The sequence below is a fragment of the Rothia sp. HMSC072B03 genome (assembly GCF_001809565.1).
GTDB lineage: Bacteria > Actinomycetota > Actinomycetes > Actinomycetales > Micrococcaceae > Rothia > Rothia mucilaginosa_A.
Genome location: NZ_KV797966.1, coordinates 45,901 through 62,689, shown reverse-complemented (window position 1 = coordinate 62,689; position 16,789 = coordinate 45,901). Strand labels below are relative to the sequence as shown.

Below are 16,789 nucleotides of genomic sequence, written 5' to 3'. Positions count from 1 at the left end.
TGCGCCGTGGTGCGCAAACGCATACTAATACTTTAGCGGCTACTCGAGCTTGTCACCTGAGTTTGTTGTCCGAGCCTGCACCGGCAGACTCTCGCTCGTGCTGAATCTTCTCACTCAGTGCGGCGCCCTCAACGTCCATATTCGGGGTGAGGCGGTCCAGCCACTTCGGCATCCACCACGCCTTATCGCCCAGCAGAGCCATAATCGCCGGGGTCAGCGTCATGCGCACGATGAACGCATCCACCAGCACACCGAACGCCAGGCCGAAGCCCATCGGGCGAATCATGGTCGATTCAGCGAAGATGAAGCCGCCAAACACCGAAATCATGATGATCGCGGCAGCCACCACCACGCGCACCGCGTGGTTATAGCCACTCACAATGGCGGTCGCCGCGTCCTTACCGTGCACGTATGCTTCACGCATGCCGGTCACCAGGAACATCTGGTAATCCATGGCAAGGCCGAAGAGAATACCGATGAGCAGGGTCGGCAGGAAGGACAGCACCGGGCCCGGGTGGTCCACCCCGAAGAGGGAACTCATGAAGCCCAGCTGGTAAATCGACACGACGGCACCGAAGCTTGCCAGCACCGAGAAGAGGAAGCCCATCGAGGCAACCAGCGGAACCAGAATCGAGCGGAACACCAGGATCAGCACCAGGAAGGACAGGCCCATCACCACACCCAGGTACAGGGGTAGCTTCTGGGCGAGCACCTCGGAGACGTCGATATTGCCGCTGGTCTGGCCCGCAACACCGAGAGACACCTCGGAGCCCTGCACCGGCACGGTCACGGCGCGCAGCTCGTGGACAAGCTCTTCGGTCTCCACGGAGCTTGCACTGTGGGCAGGAATCACCTGGAAAATCATGAGGGTGCGGTCGTCCGTCATGCCGCCGGGAACCACAGCCTGCACGTTCGCACCACCGCGCTCCTTCACCGCAGACGCGATATCAATCTGCGCCTGCTGCGCCTGCTCCTCGCTCATGTTCGCGGGGGTGTGCGCAACCGCAACAAGCGGAGAGCTCATACCCTCACCGAACTTGTCCTTGATGAGTGCGTACGACTTATACGCGGCGCTATCGGAGGGGTAGTTCGAGGCATCCGGCAGGCCCAGACGCATCTGCGACATGGGGGCGGCGACCGCCAGCAGCGCCACAGTACCGACCACCAGGGTCAGCAGCGGACGCGCCAGCACGAGGCGCAACCAGCCATTGGACTTCTCGGTGCGTTCGGCATCCTGCGCGCGGCGCTCCGCAATCTTCTGCGGGGTATCGATGGAAGCCCACAGCTTCTTCGGCATAATCTTGGTGCCCGCCACGGACAGCACCGCCGGGGTAAGGGTAACCGCAATCAGGGCGGCAACGACCACGCAGAACGCGGCGGCGTTACCCATCACGCCCAGGAAGGGAATACCGGTCACGTTCAGCGCCACCAGCGCAATAATCACGGTGGTCGCCGCAAAAATCACGGCATTACCGCTCGTTCCGTTCGCCAGGGCAATCGCCTGGTTCTTCGGCATGCCCTCCAGCAGGTTCGTGCGGTAGCGGTTCAGGATGAACAGGGAATAGTCGATGCCGACCGCCAGGCCGAGCATCAGGCCCAGGGTGTAGGCGGTGGAGCTCATCTGAACGATGGAGGACAGGGAGAGCGTGCCGAGCACACCCACCACCACGCCCACCAGAGACATGAGAATCGGCAGGCCAGCCGCCACGAGGGTGCCGAGCATGACCATGAGCACGATGAAGGCGATGACCATACCCGCCACCTCACCGGTGTGCGAGCCGCCGCCGATAGCGGTTTCGCTCAGGTTCGCGTCGAAGTGGACGGTCGCCCCGTGCAGGTTCGCCGACTCAATATCAGACATGACCTTCTGCAGGTCAGCGGAAGGCACCTCGTAAATCTTCTTCTTAAACGAGACGGCCGCAATCGCCGTGGACTGATCCTCCGAAACCATACGGTAGCCGGAGGCGAAGTCGTAGAGCTTCTGCTGGCGCTCCAGCTGCTCACGCTGGGCGGGCAGCTCGCTCTCGGTCTTCTGCAACTGAGTGCGCTGTTCGTCCAGCTTCTTCTGGCCCTCGGCCAGTTCCTCCTTCTTGGAGGCTATTTCCGAGCGACCCGCATCGACCTGCTTCTGGCTTTCAGTCAGGGTTTCACGCTGCTGGTTGAGGGCGTTCTGCTGCGCGGTCAGCTGCGCCTGCTGAGCGTTCAGCTGTTCCATCATCTCGGCGGGTGAGCCTGCCGCCTCAGCCTGAGCGTAGCCGTTCTTCAGCTGCGCCTGGGCATCGTCCAGCTGCTTCTGTGCGGAGGCTAGCTGCTCCTGCCCCGAGGTAATCTGCGCCTGCGAGTCGTCGAGCTTCTTCTCGTTCTCGGCAATCTGCTTGGTGCCCTCTTCAATCTGGGATGCGGCGGCACTCAGCTGCTTTTTACCGTCCTCAATTTGGGCGGGGGCGGCGTCAATCTTGGCGTGCGCCTCGTCGAGCTGGGTTTTTGCCTCGGCAAGCTTGGAGGTGGTAGTGAACGGGTCGGTGACCGCATCCACGGAAGAAACCTCGCCGGTGAGCTTGTTCAGCGCGGTGGAGAACGCCTGCTTCTGTTCCTCGGTGAGGGCGGTGCCGTCGCCCGTAGTGAGGATGATCTGCCCGGAGCCGCGATTGGCACTCGGGAAGCGCTGGGCGAGCTCGTCGGAGAGCTGCTGGGTCTGCGTTCCGGGCATGGTGAAGGTGTTACTGAGCTTGCCGTGGAACGCGGTGTAGGCGCCGGCTACACCCGCGATGACAAGCGCCCAAGTGAGGATAACGGCCCACGCTCGGCGGGCGGCAGCTTCACCGATGCGGTAGAGCCATGTAGCCATGATAAATTCCTTGAGGTGGGGTAGAAGGATCGGTGAATAAGCGGGTCGCGGCGTGCGACTTCCAGGTCTTGCGAATGCATCGTCAGGAAGGTCAGCTGTAGAGACAAAACAGACGCGTACTCCCGCTCCAGATGCCCCCGTTAGGCGCCGTGTGGCCACCTGTCGGAAGACCCCGGAACGGGAGTATCCGTCTACTAGTGTTTTACGTTTTTAGGCTGCAAATTCGCCCTGGACCAGGCGACCCAGGTAGTCGAGGGCCTCGAGAACGCACTGGCGCATCGCTTCGATAGCGAGCGTTTCAGGGTGGGTGCCTTCGGGTGCTTCTGCCGCGACCTTGGCCGTCACTTCTTCAGCGCGGGTGAGGTAGTAGTACACACCCTCACCGATGGTTTCGGAGAGGTTCGAGGCGAACACGGCGACGCGCAGGTAGGGCAGGTCGGGGTAGGCCTCGAGGTACTTCTCCAGGAAGATGTCGTAGGTGCGCTCAAGGATGACGTGGGAGTACTCCTCGAACTTTGCGGGGCTGTCCATCTCGAGCGCGTAGAGCAGCTGGGCGAAGGGAGCGATGTACTCCTCCAGGGTGCTGCTCATGAAAACGTTGTGGGCGATGGAGAGCATCTCGGTCTCCATGCTGGGGTTCTGTCCGGAGACGGTGAAGTCGCTCTCTTCAAAGATGCGGTTGAAGTACTGGTTCAGGCGGGTAACCAACACGTCGTCGACGGACGCGAAATGGTTAAAGATGGTGCGGCGGGAGACGCCGGCGCGTTCGGCGAGCGCTTCGGCGTTCAGCGCGCCGTAGCCGCCTTCAAGAATGAGGGATTCTGCAGCTTCGACAATTGCGATGCGATTCTCCGCCTTGCGGGCAGAGCGCTTATCTGCAATGTTTGCGGGGGATTCAACGAGTTTTGCCATAGTTTCACAATACGTGTAATTTGCACTGCCAGCAAATAATAAGCGGGTTAGATTCACCACATATCTGCACTGGATGAAATAACTCTCAGGTGTAGCTTGAAACTTTACACGGCAATGTTCATTCGGGATTTACCGCCCCGACCCCGCCGCACCCTACGATTCGGCGGATTCCAGCGGCAATCGCACCGTAAAGACGGTGTGTCCGGGCTGGCTCTGCACCTGAATTGAGCCGCCATGCGCCTGCACGATAGCCTGCACGATAGCCAGCCCCAGGCCGGTCGTACCGTCCGAGCCGGAGCGCGCCTTATCCGCACGCGTAAAGCGGTCAAAAATTTTCGGCAGGAAGTCCGGGGCAATACCCGGGCCGTTATCAACCACCGAAATCACCGCCTCACGGCGGGTGTGGTCCACAGAAAGCCCCGCAATCACACGCGTCCCCTCATCCGTGTGCTTGCGCGCGTTCGAGAGCAGATTCAGGATGACGCGCTGCATCTGCGAGCGGTCCGCAACCACCTCGACGGGCTCGTGGGGCACATCCAGGTGCCACACGTGGGTGCGGGCGGCCGCCTGCATATCCGAGGTACATTCGACGAGCAATTCAGTCAGGTCCACGGTTTCCAGCTTGGGTTCACGCCCCTCATCCAGGCGCGCGAGGGTCAGCAAGTCCTCCACGAGGCGAGACATGCGCTCGGTCTGCGAGTCGATGCGGGCGAGCGAGGACTGGCCCGAGTCACTGAGCGGTTCGGTCCAGCGCAGCATGTCGGAGTATCCCTTAATGGCCGCCAGCGGCGTGCGGAGCTCGTGCGAGGCGTCCGCAATGAAGGCGCGAATCTGATGTTCGGTCCTCTCTCGTACCTCCAGCGCCGAGTTCACGTTATCCAACAGCTGGTTGAGGGCGTAGCCCACCGCGCCAACCTCGGTGCGAGGGTCAGAATCGCGGGGCTCCACGCGCACGGCCGATGAAATCGTGTGTTCCTCAAGATCCAGGTGCGCCACATCCGTCGCCACCGCGGAGACGCGCTCGAGCGGCTTCATGGTGCGGCGAATAATGTAGGATCCGGCTACGCCCGCACCCACCATCACGGCGATTGACCCGATGGACACGACGATCACAAAGATGGTGAGGGTCTGCTGCACGTTATGGAGGGGGATGCCAACCACCTGCGCGTCGGAATCACTGCTTGCCTTCGGGGTAATCCGAATAAGGTAGGTGCCCGCCTCCAGCTTGACCTCACGCTCTTCGCTCTTAGTGGAGTTCAGGGCCAGGGTTCCAAGGGTTACCTGGTCGTTGGCGGAGAGGCTCTGAATGGTACCGTCACTGCCCAGCTTGCTGGCGATCTCGACCGACCCCTCGGAGTCCACACAGGTGATGAGGGTTCCCGAGGCCTGGCCGGGCGCGAAGATGGACTTATCCTTCTTCAGGTCGTCGCAGTCCACTTCTTCCTGCTTACCATTGCGCGAGGTGGGCTGCACCACGCGGTGACTGGTTTCCTTGAGGTTGCTTTCAGCCTGCTGATAGAGGGAGTTCTGCAGGGTGACGTAGGTTGACAGGCCAATGATGAGGCAGGCCACGCCGAGCGCCATCACCAGGATCGCGATGAGGCGCGAACGCAGGTGCGGCACGTACCCCATTTCCTCGGGGGAGGCGTCGGGGTTCTTCATGCTCCGCCAAGCCGCGCGGAAGCGAATGTAGAGGTGTTTCATCGAGGCTATGCGCCCTAGACCGGTGCGGCCATCACGGGTGTCACCGGTGCGGAGGCGACGGGTGGGCTCGGCATCGGGGGAGCCGGAATCACCGGGCGTGTAGGCGCTCATAAACACCTTTCTTTCTATATTCTAAATACGGAATACAACCACTGTGGCGCGGCATTTCCGGGAATACTCGTATACTCCGGAACATACCGCGCCACCTGAGCAGATAGTGCGGAACGGATAGCACCTACCCGTTCCGAGACGTTGAAAAACGACGTTGAATTACAGTGCCGGACGCAGCACGTAACCGGCACCGCGCACCGTGTGAATCATCGGTTCGCGGCCAACGTCAATCTTCTTACGCAGGTACGAAATGTACAGCTCGACAATATTGGCCTGGCCGCCAAAATCGTAGTTCCAGACGTTATCCAGAATCTGGCTCTTGGAGACCACGCGCTTCGCGTTTTCCATGAGGTAGCGCAGCAGGTCGAACTGGGTTGCGGTGAGGTTAATCTGCTCACCGCCGCGGGTGACCTCGCGGGTGTCCTGGTTCAGCACCAGGTCGCCCACCACCAGCTCGGCGTCATCGATGGCGGCCACGCCGGAACGCTGCACCAGGCGATGCAGTCGAATCATGACTTCCTCCATGGAGAAGGGCTTGGTCACATAGTCATCGGCGCCGGCGGCCAGGCCCTCGATACGGTTATCCACCGAATCCTTAGCGGTCAAGAACAGGCAGGGCACCTCGGGGTAGAACTTGCGGATGCGGTTGAGCAGCTCCAAACCATCGAAGCCGGGCATCATAATATCCAGCACCAGCACATCGGGTCGCCAGTCACGGGCAATGTTCAGCGCGGAGGGGCCGTCGCCGGCGGATTGCACTTCCCAGCCAATCATCTTCAGAGCCATGCTGACGAGTTCTTTCAGCATCTCCTCGTCATCGACGACGAGGGCCCGGATGGGGCTACCATCCGGGTGCTCCAGGGCGGGAAGGTTCTTTGCGATTTCGGTTGCTTTACTGCTCATAGGTCTAGGGTACCGCGAGGAATCTCACTCGGGCGTGCCGAACGAATATTTTCGCGGCAAACATATGGAACGCATGTGCCGGTCACAGCTGATACACAGATTGCAGGGATTTCTCTTCGGGCCAGTCCGTACCCCCTTCAGTCGGCCGGTCTCTTCTGTAAAATTTGTACTAGATTAGGTGACGCTCAATCGCTTTTTGCGGTGCCGCCACCAGCTCTTTTTCCGGGCGTTACGCACCGATAACCGACCACCGCACGACCGTCGCATCACCGCAGAGGAGGGCGCATGCGCATCAGCCGCATTTACAACAACAATGTCGCCCTCACCGTGAATCACCTCGGTCAGGAGGCCGTGGTAATTGGCCGTGGCATCGCCTTTGGCAAGCGCAAGGGGCAGATGATTGATCCTGCCGCGGTCGAACAGACCTTTGTGCCCGAGCAGGGCATGTCGGGCGAGCGCCTCAGCCTGACCCTTTCCGAGATCCCCGCCGAGATTCTGTCCATCGCCACGGGTCTGGAATCACGCGTGCGTGCTGACGGGGTGCTGGAGCTCTCGAATTCTTTCATCATTCCCCTGGCTGATCACCTGCACTACGCGGTGATGCGTGCCCGCGAGGGGGTGCGCGTGGACTACCCGCTCGCTCCCGAGGTGACGCTCCTGTACCCGCGCGAGGTGGAGTACGGCCGTTCGGTGATTGCCGCGGTGCGCGAGCGCCTGCAGGTTCAGATGGATCCCGGCGAGGCCATTCCGCTGGCGTTGCACCTGGTCAACGCGCAATTTGCGACGGCGGATATGTCGCAGGCCTTCCGCATGACGGAGGTGTTCGCGCAGGTTTTCGAGATTATTGAGGCCAGCTACGAGCGCACACTTGACCCGGATTCCGTGAGCGCGACCCGCTTTATCACGCACCTGCGCTACCTCTTCGTGCGCGCTAGTCGAGAGGGTGAGCCCCAGGAAATTGATGGTGTCTCGCAGCCGAGCCTTTTGGCCGCTCTGCGTGCGGATGCGCCCCGCGCCTTCGCCTGCGCGCAGAAGGTTCTGCTGGTGTTGCAGATGCAGCTGAATCACTCGCTGACTCGGGACGAGCTGACCTATCTGACGATTCATATTGCCCGCCTGGCTCGCGAAATGTGGGGTATCAAGGAGTAGCGGTCGGCACCGGCCGGGGTGTGGCCGTTAAAGGCGGTTTATTGTATTCGTGAATATTCAGGATTACGAGGATACATGTTGGCAGGTGCCTTCATCGCGCTTTAGCGCGTCGAGTAATTTTTAAAAGTGGCGATTTCAATCGGGGCGCCCCAGAAATACCATTCCGTGGACAGACCACAGAAAAATGTTGGGTTTTTCTAAATCCCACACGTTTTACTATTACAGCCTCCCCTGCGAGGTATTTTCCTTGTAAATATTTTTCCGCTTTTTTGGATTTCCGATATTTTATGTCAAACGTGTGACAGATTCATCCAGCAACTCACCTTTAAAACATCATTATTTCTATTTTGGGGGCGGAATAGCGCTTCTTCTCACTATCCTCCGAGCACTTCAAGCTTTTCTTCTCGAGATTTTCGGACGCACTAAAAATACGCGTTTCGAGGCCCGAAAACCCATATTCCAACACCGGTAAAAACGTCACGGAAACCTAAAGTGCACATCCTTGAAAAAACCCACAAAACAAAAATCGAAAATGCTACCATACGAGGGTTATCAGGGCCCTGAACGGGGTTCATAACACACACCCAATACGCATACGAGAGGACCATTATGGTCACCATCATTGTGGCGGCACACGGCGAGTCGGCCCCGGCTCTGCTGAAGACCGCCGGCATGATCCTCGGTAACTTCGAAAACGTCCACCCGGTCACCTTCCTGCCGGGCCAGGGCCCCGAAGATCTCGTCGAAGAGTACACCCGCATCGTTGAGGCGTCCGAGGCAGAAGAAACCCTGCTGCTCGTTGACCTCTTCGGTGGCAGCCCCTACAACGCCGGTGCGCAGTTCGCGGCCACCCGCGAGGGCGTGGATGTCGTCTCCGGCGTCAACGTACCGATGCTCATCGAGGTTATTTCCGCCGCCGGACGCAAGAGCGCAACCCTCAAGTCCCTGGTCGCTAAGGCGCACAAGGCCGGCACCAAGGGTATTCGCTCCTTCCAGGATGCGAACCAGCCTGCGGCCGCCAAGCCCGCCGAGGCGAAGCCCGCAGAGACCAAGGCGGTCGAGGTTCCGGCTGCTCAGCAGGTTCCCGGCGGCACCATGGACGCCGTCTTCACCCGCATCGATTCCCGCCTGATTCACGGCCAGGTGGCGGGCACCTGGGTTCCGTTCATCGCGCCGCAGACCTTCATCGCGGCCTCCGATAACGCGGCCCACGATAAGCTACGCAAGTCCCTGCTGCTGCAGGTCGCACCGACTAGTGTGAAGACCAACGTCCTGGACATCGCCAAGGCTGGCCGCGTATACAACAACCCCAAGTACACCGGCATGAAGACCATGTTCGTCGTGGAATCCCCCGTCGACGTGGTGCGACTGCTCGACGAAGGCGTCAAGATCAACGAAGTGAACGTTGGTGGCGTCACCTTCAAGACCGGCATGGTACAGCTCTCCGACGCCGTGTACGCCTCCGAGGAGCACCTCGAGGCATACCGCGAGCTTCTCAAGCGCGGTGTGAAGCTGACCGTGCAACAGCTACCCAACCACTCCCCGGTTGACCTGGCAAAGATCCTCAAGCAGAAAGGCCTGGACGCATGACCCCCCTGACGTTTATTCTCGTTGTTCTCGTGGCGTTCATCGCGGGTGTCGCATCCGTGGTCGACGAACGCCAGTTCCACCGCCCCCTCGTGGCATGTACCCTCATGGGCCTCGCGCTCGGCGACCTACCCACCGGCATTATGCTCGGTGGTTTCCTGGAGCTCATCGCACTGGGCTGGATGAACGTCGGTGCGGCAATGGCTCCCGACTCGGCCCTGGCCTCTACCATCTCCGCCCTTGTCGTGATTCAGGGCCACCAGAACATCGACACCGGTATCGCCATCGCCGTGCCGCTGGCCGCAGCCGGACAGGTTCTGACCATCTTCGTTCGTACCATTACGGTGTTCTTCCAGCACCAGGCCGATAATTTCGCCAAGACGGCTAACTTCCGCGGTATCGAGCTGATGCACCTCAGCGGTATGGCCCTGCAGGGTCTGCGCGTGGCCATCCCGACCGCCATTGTGGCGCTGATCAGCTCCGATGAGCTGACCCGCCTGCTGAACATGATTCCCGCCGAGGTGACCGTTGGCCTGCGCATCGCCGGCGGCATGATCACCGTGGTCGGTTTCGCAATGGTCATCAACATGATGCGTTCGAAGGCCCTCATGCCCTTCTTCTTCCTCGGTTTCATCGCCGCCGCCGCTATCCCGGCAACCCAGTCGATTGTGCCGCTACCCGGCGGAAGCTCAAAGGACGTCCTCGTGGCGCTGTCCACCCCGGCACAGTTCAACCTGGTTGCTATCGGCCTGGTCGGCGCCTGCCTGGGCCTGCTGTACACGCAGCTGAACCCGCTCTTCCATAAGAGTGAGGCCCCCGCCGTAGCACCGGCCGCCGCCAATGACCTCGACAACGAGCTCGAATAAGGAGCATCACCATGACTGAAAACAAGAACGTTGAGCTCGTTGAAGTTCCCGAGCTCACCCAGCGCGATAAGGTCGACACCTACATCCGCTCCACTTTCCTGCTCGGTTCGTTCAACTTCGAACGCATGCAGTCCATCGGTTTCGCGGTTTCCATGATTCCGGCCATTAAGCGCTTCTACACCAAGAAAGAAGACCAGGCGGAGGCGCTGACCCGCCACCTGGAGTTCTTCAACACCCAGCCGTGGGTTGCATCCTCGATTATGGGTGTGACCGCTGCGATGGAGCGTGAGAAGGCAGCCGGTAAGGACATCGACGAAGCCGCCATCACCAACGTTAAGGTGGGCCTGATGGGCCCACTGGCCGGTGTGGGCGACCCGATTTTCTGGGGTACCGCACGTATTGTGCTGGCGGCTCTGGGCGCATCCCTGGCGGTGACCGGCAATATTCTGGGCCCGCTGCTGTTCTTCTTCGGCATGACCGCAATTCGTTGGGCAACCCGCTGGTACGGCTTCAAGTACGGCTACGAGAAGGGCACCCAGATTGTGACCGAGGCGGGCGGCAACACCCTGCAGAAGATTACTCAGGGCGCCTCCGTGATGGGCCTGTTCGTGATGGGTGCTCTGGTGTACCGCTGGACGAGCGTGAACATTCCGTTGCCGCTGACTAGCTACACAAACCAGGCGGGCGAGACGGTAAATGTGACCGTCCAGTCCGTGCTGAACGATCTGCTGCCGGGCCTGGCCTCGCTGGGCCTGTGCTTCCTGTGCATGTGGCTTCTGAAGAAGAAGATTAACGCCATCTGGTTGATTTTCGCCCTCTTCGGCGTGGGCATCCTCGGTTCCTACCTGGGATTCCTGGCCCTCTAAAAATCTGAGGGATGAACCCTTTCACCCTTCTATGAGGGCGTGAGATTCAGGGGCTATATCTCAAGTGGCGGGGGTGCGGTCGGTACACTTAAAAGTACCGGCCGCGCCCCGTTTTTTATGGGTTGCGGCGCGCAGTTCGCGGCAACGTAGCCCTTCCGTGAAGGAGTTTTGATGACCAAGTTGATGGCTTTCGATCTTGACGGCACGATCCTGTTTAACCGTGCCGTAGAGCCTGCCAATGAGCAGGCGATTGCCCGCTGGCAGACGGAGGGTAACCTGGCGGTCTCGTGCACGGGCAAGAGCATTTTTGCTACTCAGCTGGCGTTGAACCCGACCGTCATCCGCTTCGACTACCACGTGCTGTACACCGGCGCGGTGGTGACCGACCGGGATTACCGGATTATTTACCGCCAGACCCTCCCGCTAAGCGTTGTGCAGGCGTGCTACGAGCATTTCAGCACCGTGGACGGCGTGGCTCTGTTCGCGACGACCCTGGATAACGATTACAGCCTGTCTGACCAAGTGGGTTCCTCGACGAATATTCTGCCGGAGTTCACTCCCCTGGCGGCTGGCGACCTGCAGAACCACGAGTACGTGGGTGTGCCCCTGTGGATTCCGGATGCGCAGGTCCGAGAGGCGGCGTACGCCTGGATTCTGGAGCGTTTTGGCAACTCGGTGGACTGCCACAAGAACCAGGATTTCCTGGATATCGTGCCGCCCGCCTGCACGAAGGGCACCGGTCTGCAGCATCTGGTGGAGTACCTGCAGGCGGAGCATCCGGGCACCTCCTATAAGGTGCACACGATTGGTGACTCATGGAACGATATCGACATGCACCGCTACGCTGACCGTTCGGCGTCCTTCAGCTACTCCCCCGACGAAGTCAAGGCCGTCACCACCGATTGCGTGGATAAGGCGTACGAGTTCATTGAGGCTTCGCTCTAGAGGGTTCTGTAGCCACGATTCTCAGGCGGCGGCTGGGTGGGTGCTGCGTCTATCCTGCTGCTTTCTCTTGCGTGTGCTCGCCGCCCACTCCCCCGTTTCACGTGAAACACCCGTTACGTTTCTTTACCCCAGTCAGGTTTTCCATGTGCCCGTCCGCTTCTCAGCCCGGTAAGAACCAGTCCGGCAAGAATCAGTCCCAGAAGAGCCAGCAGCCCGATTCTGCCCAGTCCTACGACCCCTCCAGCTTTACCGATACCTTCCGCGCTATGGCGCGTGAATCGCTCGTGAAGAATCAGAAGAGCCGCCCGGACTCCCCCATCGTCTCGATTTCTCCGGTGCTGATTGTTTTGGGTGCCATTGCGGCGGCGCTCTATGGGCTCTGGCAGAGCTGGGCATGCATCATCCCGTTACTGCTGATTCTGGTGCTCATGTGGGTGCGGTACACGATGCAACGTCAGGCTCTCAGGGATTTCGCGGAGCTGGAGGCGGCACGCACCGCGTGGAAGAAGACCCGGGATCGCCAGTACCTGGAACTCATGGCGGCGCAGTCCGAGCGCATCCTGAACGAAAATAAGGCGCTGACCGAGCAGGCGCGCGCCCACGTGCAGGAGTACGCCGAGTACGCGGCGCAGAGGCTCGACGCGCGGGCCTAGCCGCCAATACTACCCGCCCTAGGATATGAAGAACCCCCTCGAACCAAAGGTTTGAGGGGGTTCTTCACGTTAGCTATTGGGCGGCCTCGCGACCGAAAACGGTCTAGCGGCTTTCCTCCGCGGCCGGGGTATCCGATGCTTCGGGAGCCTCGGCAGGCTCATCGGCGGCGGTAACGCGCCGCACCACGGGTGCCGAACGCTCCGAGAAACCGCGGCGCAGCGTGCCGGCGGCCGCGCGAGCGTCCATCGCGTAGAGCTGTTCGCGGTTGGTCAACACCACCAGGGTCATAGCGTTCAGGCACACACCAAGGATGCACAAAATCCACCCGATGAGCATGAACCGACCACCCGAGAGCACCGCACCCGAGAGTAGCAGCGCGATGGAGACCAGGTACGCCGGGGAAAGCAGAAACTTTGTGTTCATAACCCCCACCTAGCGAACGTTCGAGCGGGGCTTCGGGGCACGGCCAGCCGCGCGGGAACGAGAAGGCAGCACACCCAGGCGACCAGCGGGGGCCTGCACGACCGGCTGAGACTCCGTGGGTTCCTCTTCGCGAGGCTCGTCCTGAGCCGTTTCGGGCTGAGCCGGCTCCGCCTCCTGCTCGTGAGCCTCCGAGGGCTGTTCGGCGGCGTGGGCGTCTTCTTCCTCACGGCGCCCGCGCTCTTCACGGCGGTGCTCGGCGCGCTCACGGATGCGGGTTTCAACGGAGGACTCCAGTCCGTCCAGGTTCGTCACGAGCGCCGGAACGGGGTCGCCCTTTGCCTTACCCACCGAGAGCAGCACGGCCAGAACGTTCAGGCACAGGGCGGCAATCAGCAGAATCCATCCCAGCCACAGAACCCAGGGGGTTGAGGAGCCGATCAAGAGCGCGCCACAAAAAATCGCGCCAAGGGAGGTCAGGTACGCGGGCGAGAGAGTCTTGAAGTCCATGTCTACTTTCAATGCATTGTGAGTTTGAGAGAGCTACAGCGTGTTCAACGCTTCCTGTCCCATTTTAGGTGATGGTTGAGCGTTAGTCTTCCTTATTCCCTACTCCAGGGCATATATACCCCGGAGCGGGAATCGGTAGACCTACCAACCGGCCGTCGTCCTTCTCCAGAGAGGCTAGGAGCTCTCCCCCGCGGGGGGCAGAGGCGAGGCGGGCGCGTTCTTCACGACCGGGATGTTCTGGGTGCTCGGGGCGTCCTGATACTGCTTCCACAGGTTGTAGCGTTCCAGGGCCACGGCACCGGCCGTCATTGCGGGCAGAATGAACATGCCGGAGGAGCGGATACTTTCTGCCTGCGCCAGGATGTCCAGCTTACGCACCACGCGGGTCACGTCGTGGGAGTCGTAGCGGTCCTGAGCAGAAATAACCTCGTTCTGCGCGGCGACGAGGGCGGCGTCGCGCAGGCGCACGAAGTCGTTCCTCTTGCCCTTAACCTTCTCCATGTGCTGCTTGTATTCTTCGGGCAGTGCCTCGCTGATTTCGTCGCGGCGGGTAATGGCGGAGCACATTTCCTTCACGCGGGCGTAGGTCTCAGGGTCGGTGGTTGCCTTCGCTTCTGCCTGCAGCGCCTCGAGGGCCGCGATCTGCGCGATCTTGAGCAGTTCGGGTACGGCAGTTTCTTCTTCATGGTTGGCCCGCACGCCAAGGACCTTTACGAGCATGGGCAGGGTCAGGCCGGGTAGCACGAGGGTGAAGAAGAGTACGGAGAGCATCATGACGATGGCGTCCTGGCGGACCTGTTCGGTGCCGTTGACCACGGGGATGGACAGGGCAAGAATCAGGGTCACGAGGCCTCGCATGCCGGACCAGGTCATGACGATAACTTCGGCGAAGCTTTCGGGGGCACCCTCGTGGATGGGGTTCTTGCGTCCTGCCAGCCAGACGATGGTGAACCAGATGAGGCGCACCAGGATGGCGACCAGTGCGACCAGGGCACCGTCAGCGAAGAGGCTTGCGATACGGGAGGGGTCGGCGGTGGCGATGATACTACTTGCCTGCAGGCCGATGAGGCCGAAAGCGACACCGGTCATGAGCAGCTCAATAATCTGCCAGAAGGAGGTGGAGGAGAGGCGTTCTTCCGCTTCGAGTGCCGCCATGTATTTGGTGCTGGTGAACTGGATAGCGCCGATGACCACGGCAATAACGCCGGAGGCGTGCACGCTTTCAGCAGCGAGGTAGGCGCCGAAGGGGATCATGAGGGTCACGGCGTTGCTGGTGACCACGTCGTGGGCACGCTGGCGAACGTAGCCGCCAAGCCAGCCGAAGATATAACCAATAATGACCGCGAGGATCGAGCCGAGCACGAAGTCCTTGGCGACCGAGAGCGGCTCGATGTGGTGGCCGCTGGTCATGGAGTGGATTGCGGCGTGGAAGAGAACGATTGCGATAGCGTCGTTGAAGCTACCTTCGGTCTGCAGAGTACCGATGAGGCGGCGGGGGATGCCGACGGGCTCAGCGACTGCTTCCACGGCGACGGGGTCGGGCGGGGAGACGGCGGCACCGACGGCAAGGGCGACGGCGATGGTCATACCGGGGACCCACCACATGGCTGCGCCGGCAATTGCCAGGGCGGAGACGGTGGTGAGAAGGACCGAGTAGAGCAGTACGGATCTCCAGCGGCGGCGCAGGGTGCCCCAGGAGAATTTAACGCCGATGGCCCACAGTAGCGGCGGAAGGAAGATCGGCAGGATGATGTCGCTGTCGATGGTGATGTCCGGTCGGTTGGGGATGAAGAGCGCGGCAGTGCCGAGCAGGGTCATCATGACCGGCCAGGGGAGGTTGAGTCGATCACCAATGCTGACCATGAACACGGTCGCAATCAGGATGATGACAATAACGGAGAGGTAAAGCATTGGTCCGGTGTTGTTCCTTTCGCACGGCTAGGGTTAGTCGGCTACGTCTTTCTACTCTACCGGAGGGGCTCATTCCGTTTTTCGGATATGGGGGTTCTGTAGCGTTTATTGTGGTGTTGTTTACCTCTAAGCCTAATGCTTTATGTGGAATATAGAGTTTTCCCCTGAATATCCTCACTTTTCAGTAGGTTATTCAGGGGAAAATTCTATTTTTGAAATATATTGCTTGGGGTGGCTACCTCTAGCGGATTACTTAGAGCCGCATCCACCAGCACCGCAGCCGCAACCGCCAGCGGGAGCTTCCTCCACGACCGGCTCGGGCTCGTCGTGGCCGCCGCAGCAACCACCCTTTTCTTCCTTCGGCTCGTCGTGGCCGCCGCAGCAACCGCCATCACCGTGGGAGTGGCCGTGAGCCTCAGCCGGAGCTTCAGCGGAGGAACCGCATCCGCCCGAGCCGCAACCGCAACCACCGGCGGAAGGTGCCGGCTCCTCGTGGCTACCGCAGCCACCCGAGCCACAGCCACAGCCGCCACCGTCGACCGAACCGCAGGCGGAGCCGCGCGCCTCGCGGTGACCCATGAGGTCCACGCCCAGGTCGGAGAGGTAACGCAGGTAGCCAGCGAGGGCATCGCGTCCACCGGTGCCGGAGATGACAATGCCGCCGTGGCGCAGAGACTTCAGAATCTCGTTGACCATGGGCCACTGCTCAATATCGTCGGTAATGGTAATGGCGCTGACCACGTGCATGGCCAGGGAAGTCAGCGAGCGCAGGGACTGGTCGTAACCCTCGGGCAGGTGAATCACCTTGGAGGGGGCGGCCAGGCGCAGAATCGACAGCACACGCATGAGCATCATGGGCACAGCGTTCTTCGGCAGCAGTACGGTCACGCCAATAGCGGGGGAAGCGGCAATGCGCTCAATGGTCTCGGCCAGCTCCTCAGAATCAATGTCGCGGGAGATGTCGAGAACGTCGTAGGAGTCCACGGCAATGGAGCGGGTGCCTAGAGCGTCGGCAAGTTCCTCGTTCTCGGTGTGGACAGCAATCATGTTGCGGAATTCGTTGCGGCGCAGAATGGAGGCCGCTTCAATCAGGGCGAAGTCCTGACCCTCCCCGTCCACCAGGAGGGTGTGGATCTCATCGCGGGTCAGGGGCTGTTCGGAGCCCGCCCGCTCGATTAGTTCAGAAAATGCATTGCTCATACCGGCTATTAAACACCCGTGCGCCAGGGATGCGCTCGCGAGGTTCGCCTGCATTGGCGGTTTTTAGGGGCTCCGGGAGCATTTTTATACCCAGAGCGTGGCATATCTCGTGCCACTCAACTTCTTAGGAGCGCCTAATATCGAAGTCGCTTTTAGAACGCGAAACGTTTATTTCTGAGCCGTGAGAATCACCAATTATTACA

General features: G+C 60.6%; 14 protein-coding genes. 6 read left to right on the top strand and 8 right to left on the bottom strand.

What is annotated here, in order from left to right:
• Window positions 1-52 precede the first annotated feature (52 nt).
• The 4 genes from HMPREF2630_RS01680 to HMPREF2630_RS01665 form a co-directional block, all read right to left on the bottom strand.
• Entirely contained in the window at window positions 53-2,848 is a 2,796-nt protein-coding gene (locus HMPREF2630_RS01680) for an MMPL family transporter (protein ID WP_070483115.1), read from the bottom strand.
• A 210-nt stretch (window positions 2,849-3,058) separates the two neighbouring features.
• Complete coding sequence (locus tag HMPREF2630_RS01675; RefSeq protein WP_049332284.1) at window positions 3,059-3,760, bottom strand: TetR/AcrR family transcriptional regulator; 702 nt, start codon at window positions 3,758-3,760, stop codon at window positions 3,059-3,061.
• Between the two features lie 153 nt (window positions 3,761-3,913).
• On the bottom strand, window positions 3,914-5,575 hold the full coding sequence (locus tag HMPREF2630_RS01670; protein ID WP_070483113.1) for a sensor histidine kinase: 1,662 nt from the start codon (window positions 5,573-5,575) through the stop codon (window positions 3,914-3,916).
• A 159-nt stretch (window positions 5,576-5,734) separates the two neighbouring features.
• On the bottom strand, window positions 5,735-6,478 hold the full coding sequence (locus tag HMPREF2630_RS01665) for a response regulator transcription factor (RefSeq protein WP_070483111.1): 744 nt from the start codon (window positions 6,476-6,478) through the stop codon (window positions 5,735-5,737).
• A gap of 285 nt (window positions 6,479-6,763) precedes the next feature.
• Here HMPREF2630_RS01665 and HMPREF2630_RS01660 point away from each other — a divergent pair, with 285 nt between their 5' ends.
• From HMPREF2630_RS01660 to HMPREF2630_RS01635, 6 genes are all read left to right on the top strand, one after another.
• Complete coding sequence (locus HMPREF2630_RS01660) at window positions 6,764-7,627, top strand: PRD domain-containing protein (RefSeq protein ID WP_070483109.1); 864 nt, start codon at window positions 6,764-6,766, stop codon at window positions 7,625-7,627.
• A 609-nt stretch (window positions 7,628-8,236) separates the two neighbouring features.
• A complete protein-coding gene (locus tag HMPREF2630_RS01655; protein WP_070483107.1) occupies window positions 8,237-9,217 on the top strand; it encodes a mannose/fructose/sorbose PTS transporter subunit IIA in 981 nt (326 codons plus the stop codon).
• Window positions 9,214-10,080 carry a PTS mannose/fructose/sorbose transporter subunit IIC gene (locus HMPREF2630_RS01650; RefSeq protein ID WP_049344529.1) on the top strand — a complete coding sequence of 289 codons (867 nt, stop codon included), beginning with the start codon at window positions 9,214-9,216 and terminating at the stop codon, window positions 10,078-10,080. The genes HMPREF2630_RS01655 and HMPREF2630_RS01650 overlap by 4 nt, the downstream gene beginning before the upstream one ends.
• An 11-nt stretch (window positions 10,081-10,091) precedes the next feature.
• Window positions 10,092-10,946 carry a PTS system mannose/fructose/sorbose family transporter subunit IID gene (locus HMPREF2630_RS01645; RefSeq protein ID WP_012902656.1) on the top strand — a complete coding sequence of 285 codons (855 nt, stop codon included), beginning with the start codon at window positions 10,092-10,094 and terminating at the stop codon, window positions 10,944-10,946.
• A 171-nt stretch (window positions 10,947-11,117) separates the two neighbouring features.
• The gene (locus HMPREF2630_RS01640; protein ID WP_070483106.1) at window positions 11,118-11,891 is read left to right on the top strand and encodes an HAD-IIB family hydrolase; all 774 of its coding nucleotides are present in this window, start codon (window positions 11,118-11,120) and stop codon (window positions 11,889-11,891) included.
• 143 nt (window positions 11,892-12,034) lie between these two features.
• A complete protein-coding gene (locus HMPREF2630_RS01635; protein ID WP_210389013.1) occupies window positions 12,035-12,544 on the top strand; it encodes a hypothetical protein in 510 nt (169 codons plus the stop codon).
• Window positions 12,545-12,647: 103 nt separating this feature from the next.
• Here HMPREF2630_RS01635 and HMPREF2630_RS01630 read toward each other — a convergent pair whose 3' ends face one another.
• The 4 genes from HMPREF2630_RS01630 to HMPREF2630_RS01615 form a co-directional block, all read right to left on the bottom strand.
• Window positions 12,648-12,968, bottom strand: a complete 321-nt coding sequence (locus HMPREF2630_RS01630; RefSeq protein WP_070483104.1) for an ATPase — start codon at window positions 12,966-12,968, stop codon at window positions 12,648-12,650.
• Window positions 12,969-12,977: 9 nt separating this feature from the next.
• The gene (locus HMPREF2630_RS01625; RefSeq protein WP_049332275.1) at window positions 12,978-13,475 is read right to left on the bottom strand and encodes a hypothetical protein; all 498 of its coding nucleotides are present in this window, start codon (window positions 13,473-13,475) and stop codon (window positions 12,978-12,980) included.
• Window positions 13,476-13,649: 174 nt separating this feature from the next.
• The gene (locus tag HMPREF2630_RS01620; RefSeq protein WP_070483102.1) at window positions 13,650-15,386 is read right to left on the bottom strand and encodes a cation:proton antiporter; all 1,737 of its coding nucleotides are present in this window, start codon (window positions 15,384-15,386) and stop codon (window positions 13,650-13,652) included.
• A 249-nt stretch (window positions 15,387-15,635) separates the two neighbouring features.
• Window positions 15,636-16,586 carry a hypothetical protein gene (locus HMPREF2630_RS01615; RefSeq protein WP_049344522.1) on the bottom strand — a complete coding sequence of 317 codons (951 nt, stop codon included), beginning with the start codon at window positions 16,584-16,586 and terminating at the stop codon, window positions 15,636-15,638.
• Between the last annotated feature and the right edge of the window lie 203 nt (window positions 16,587-16,789).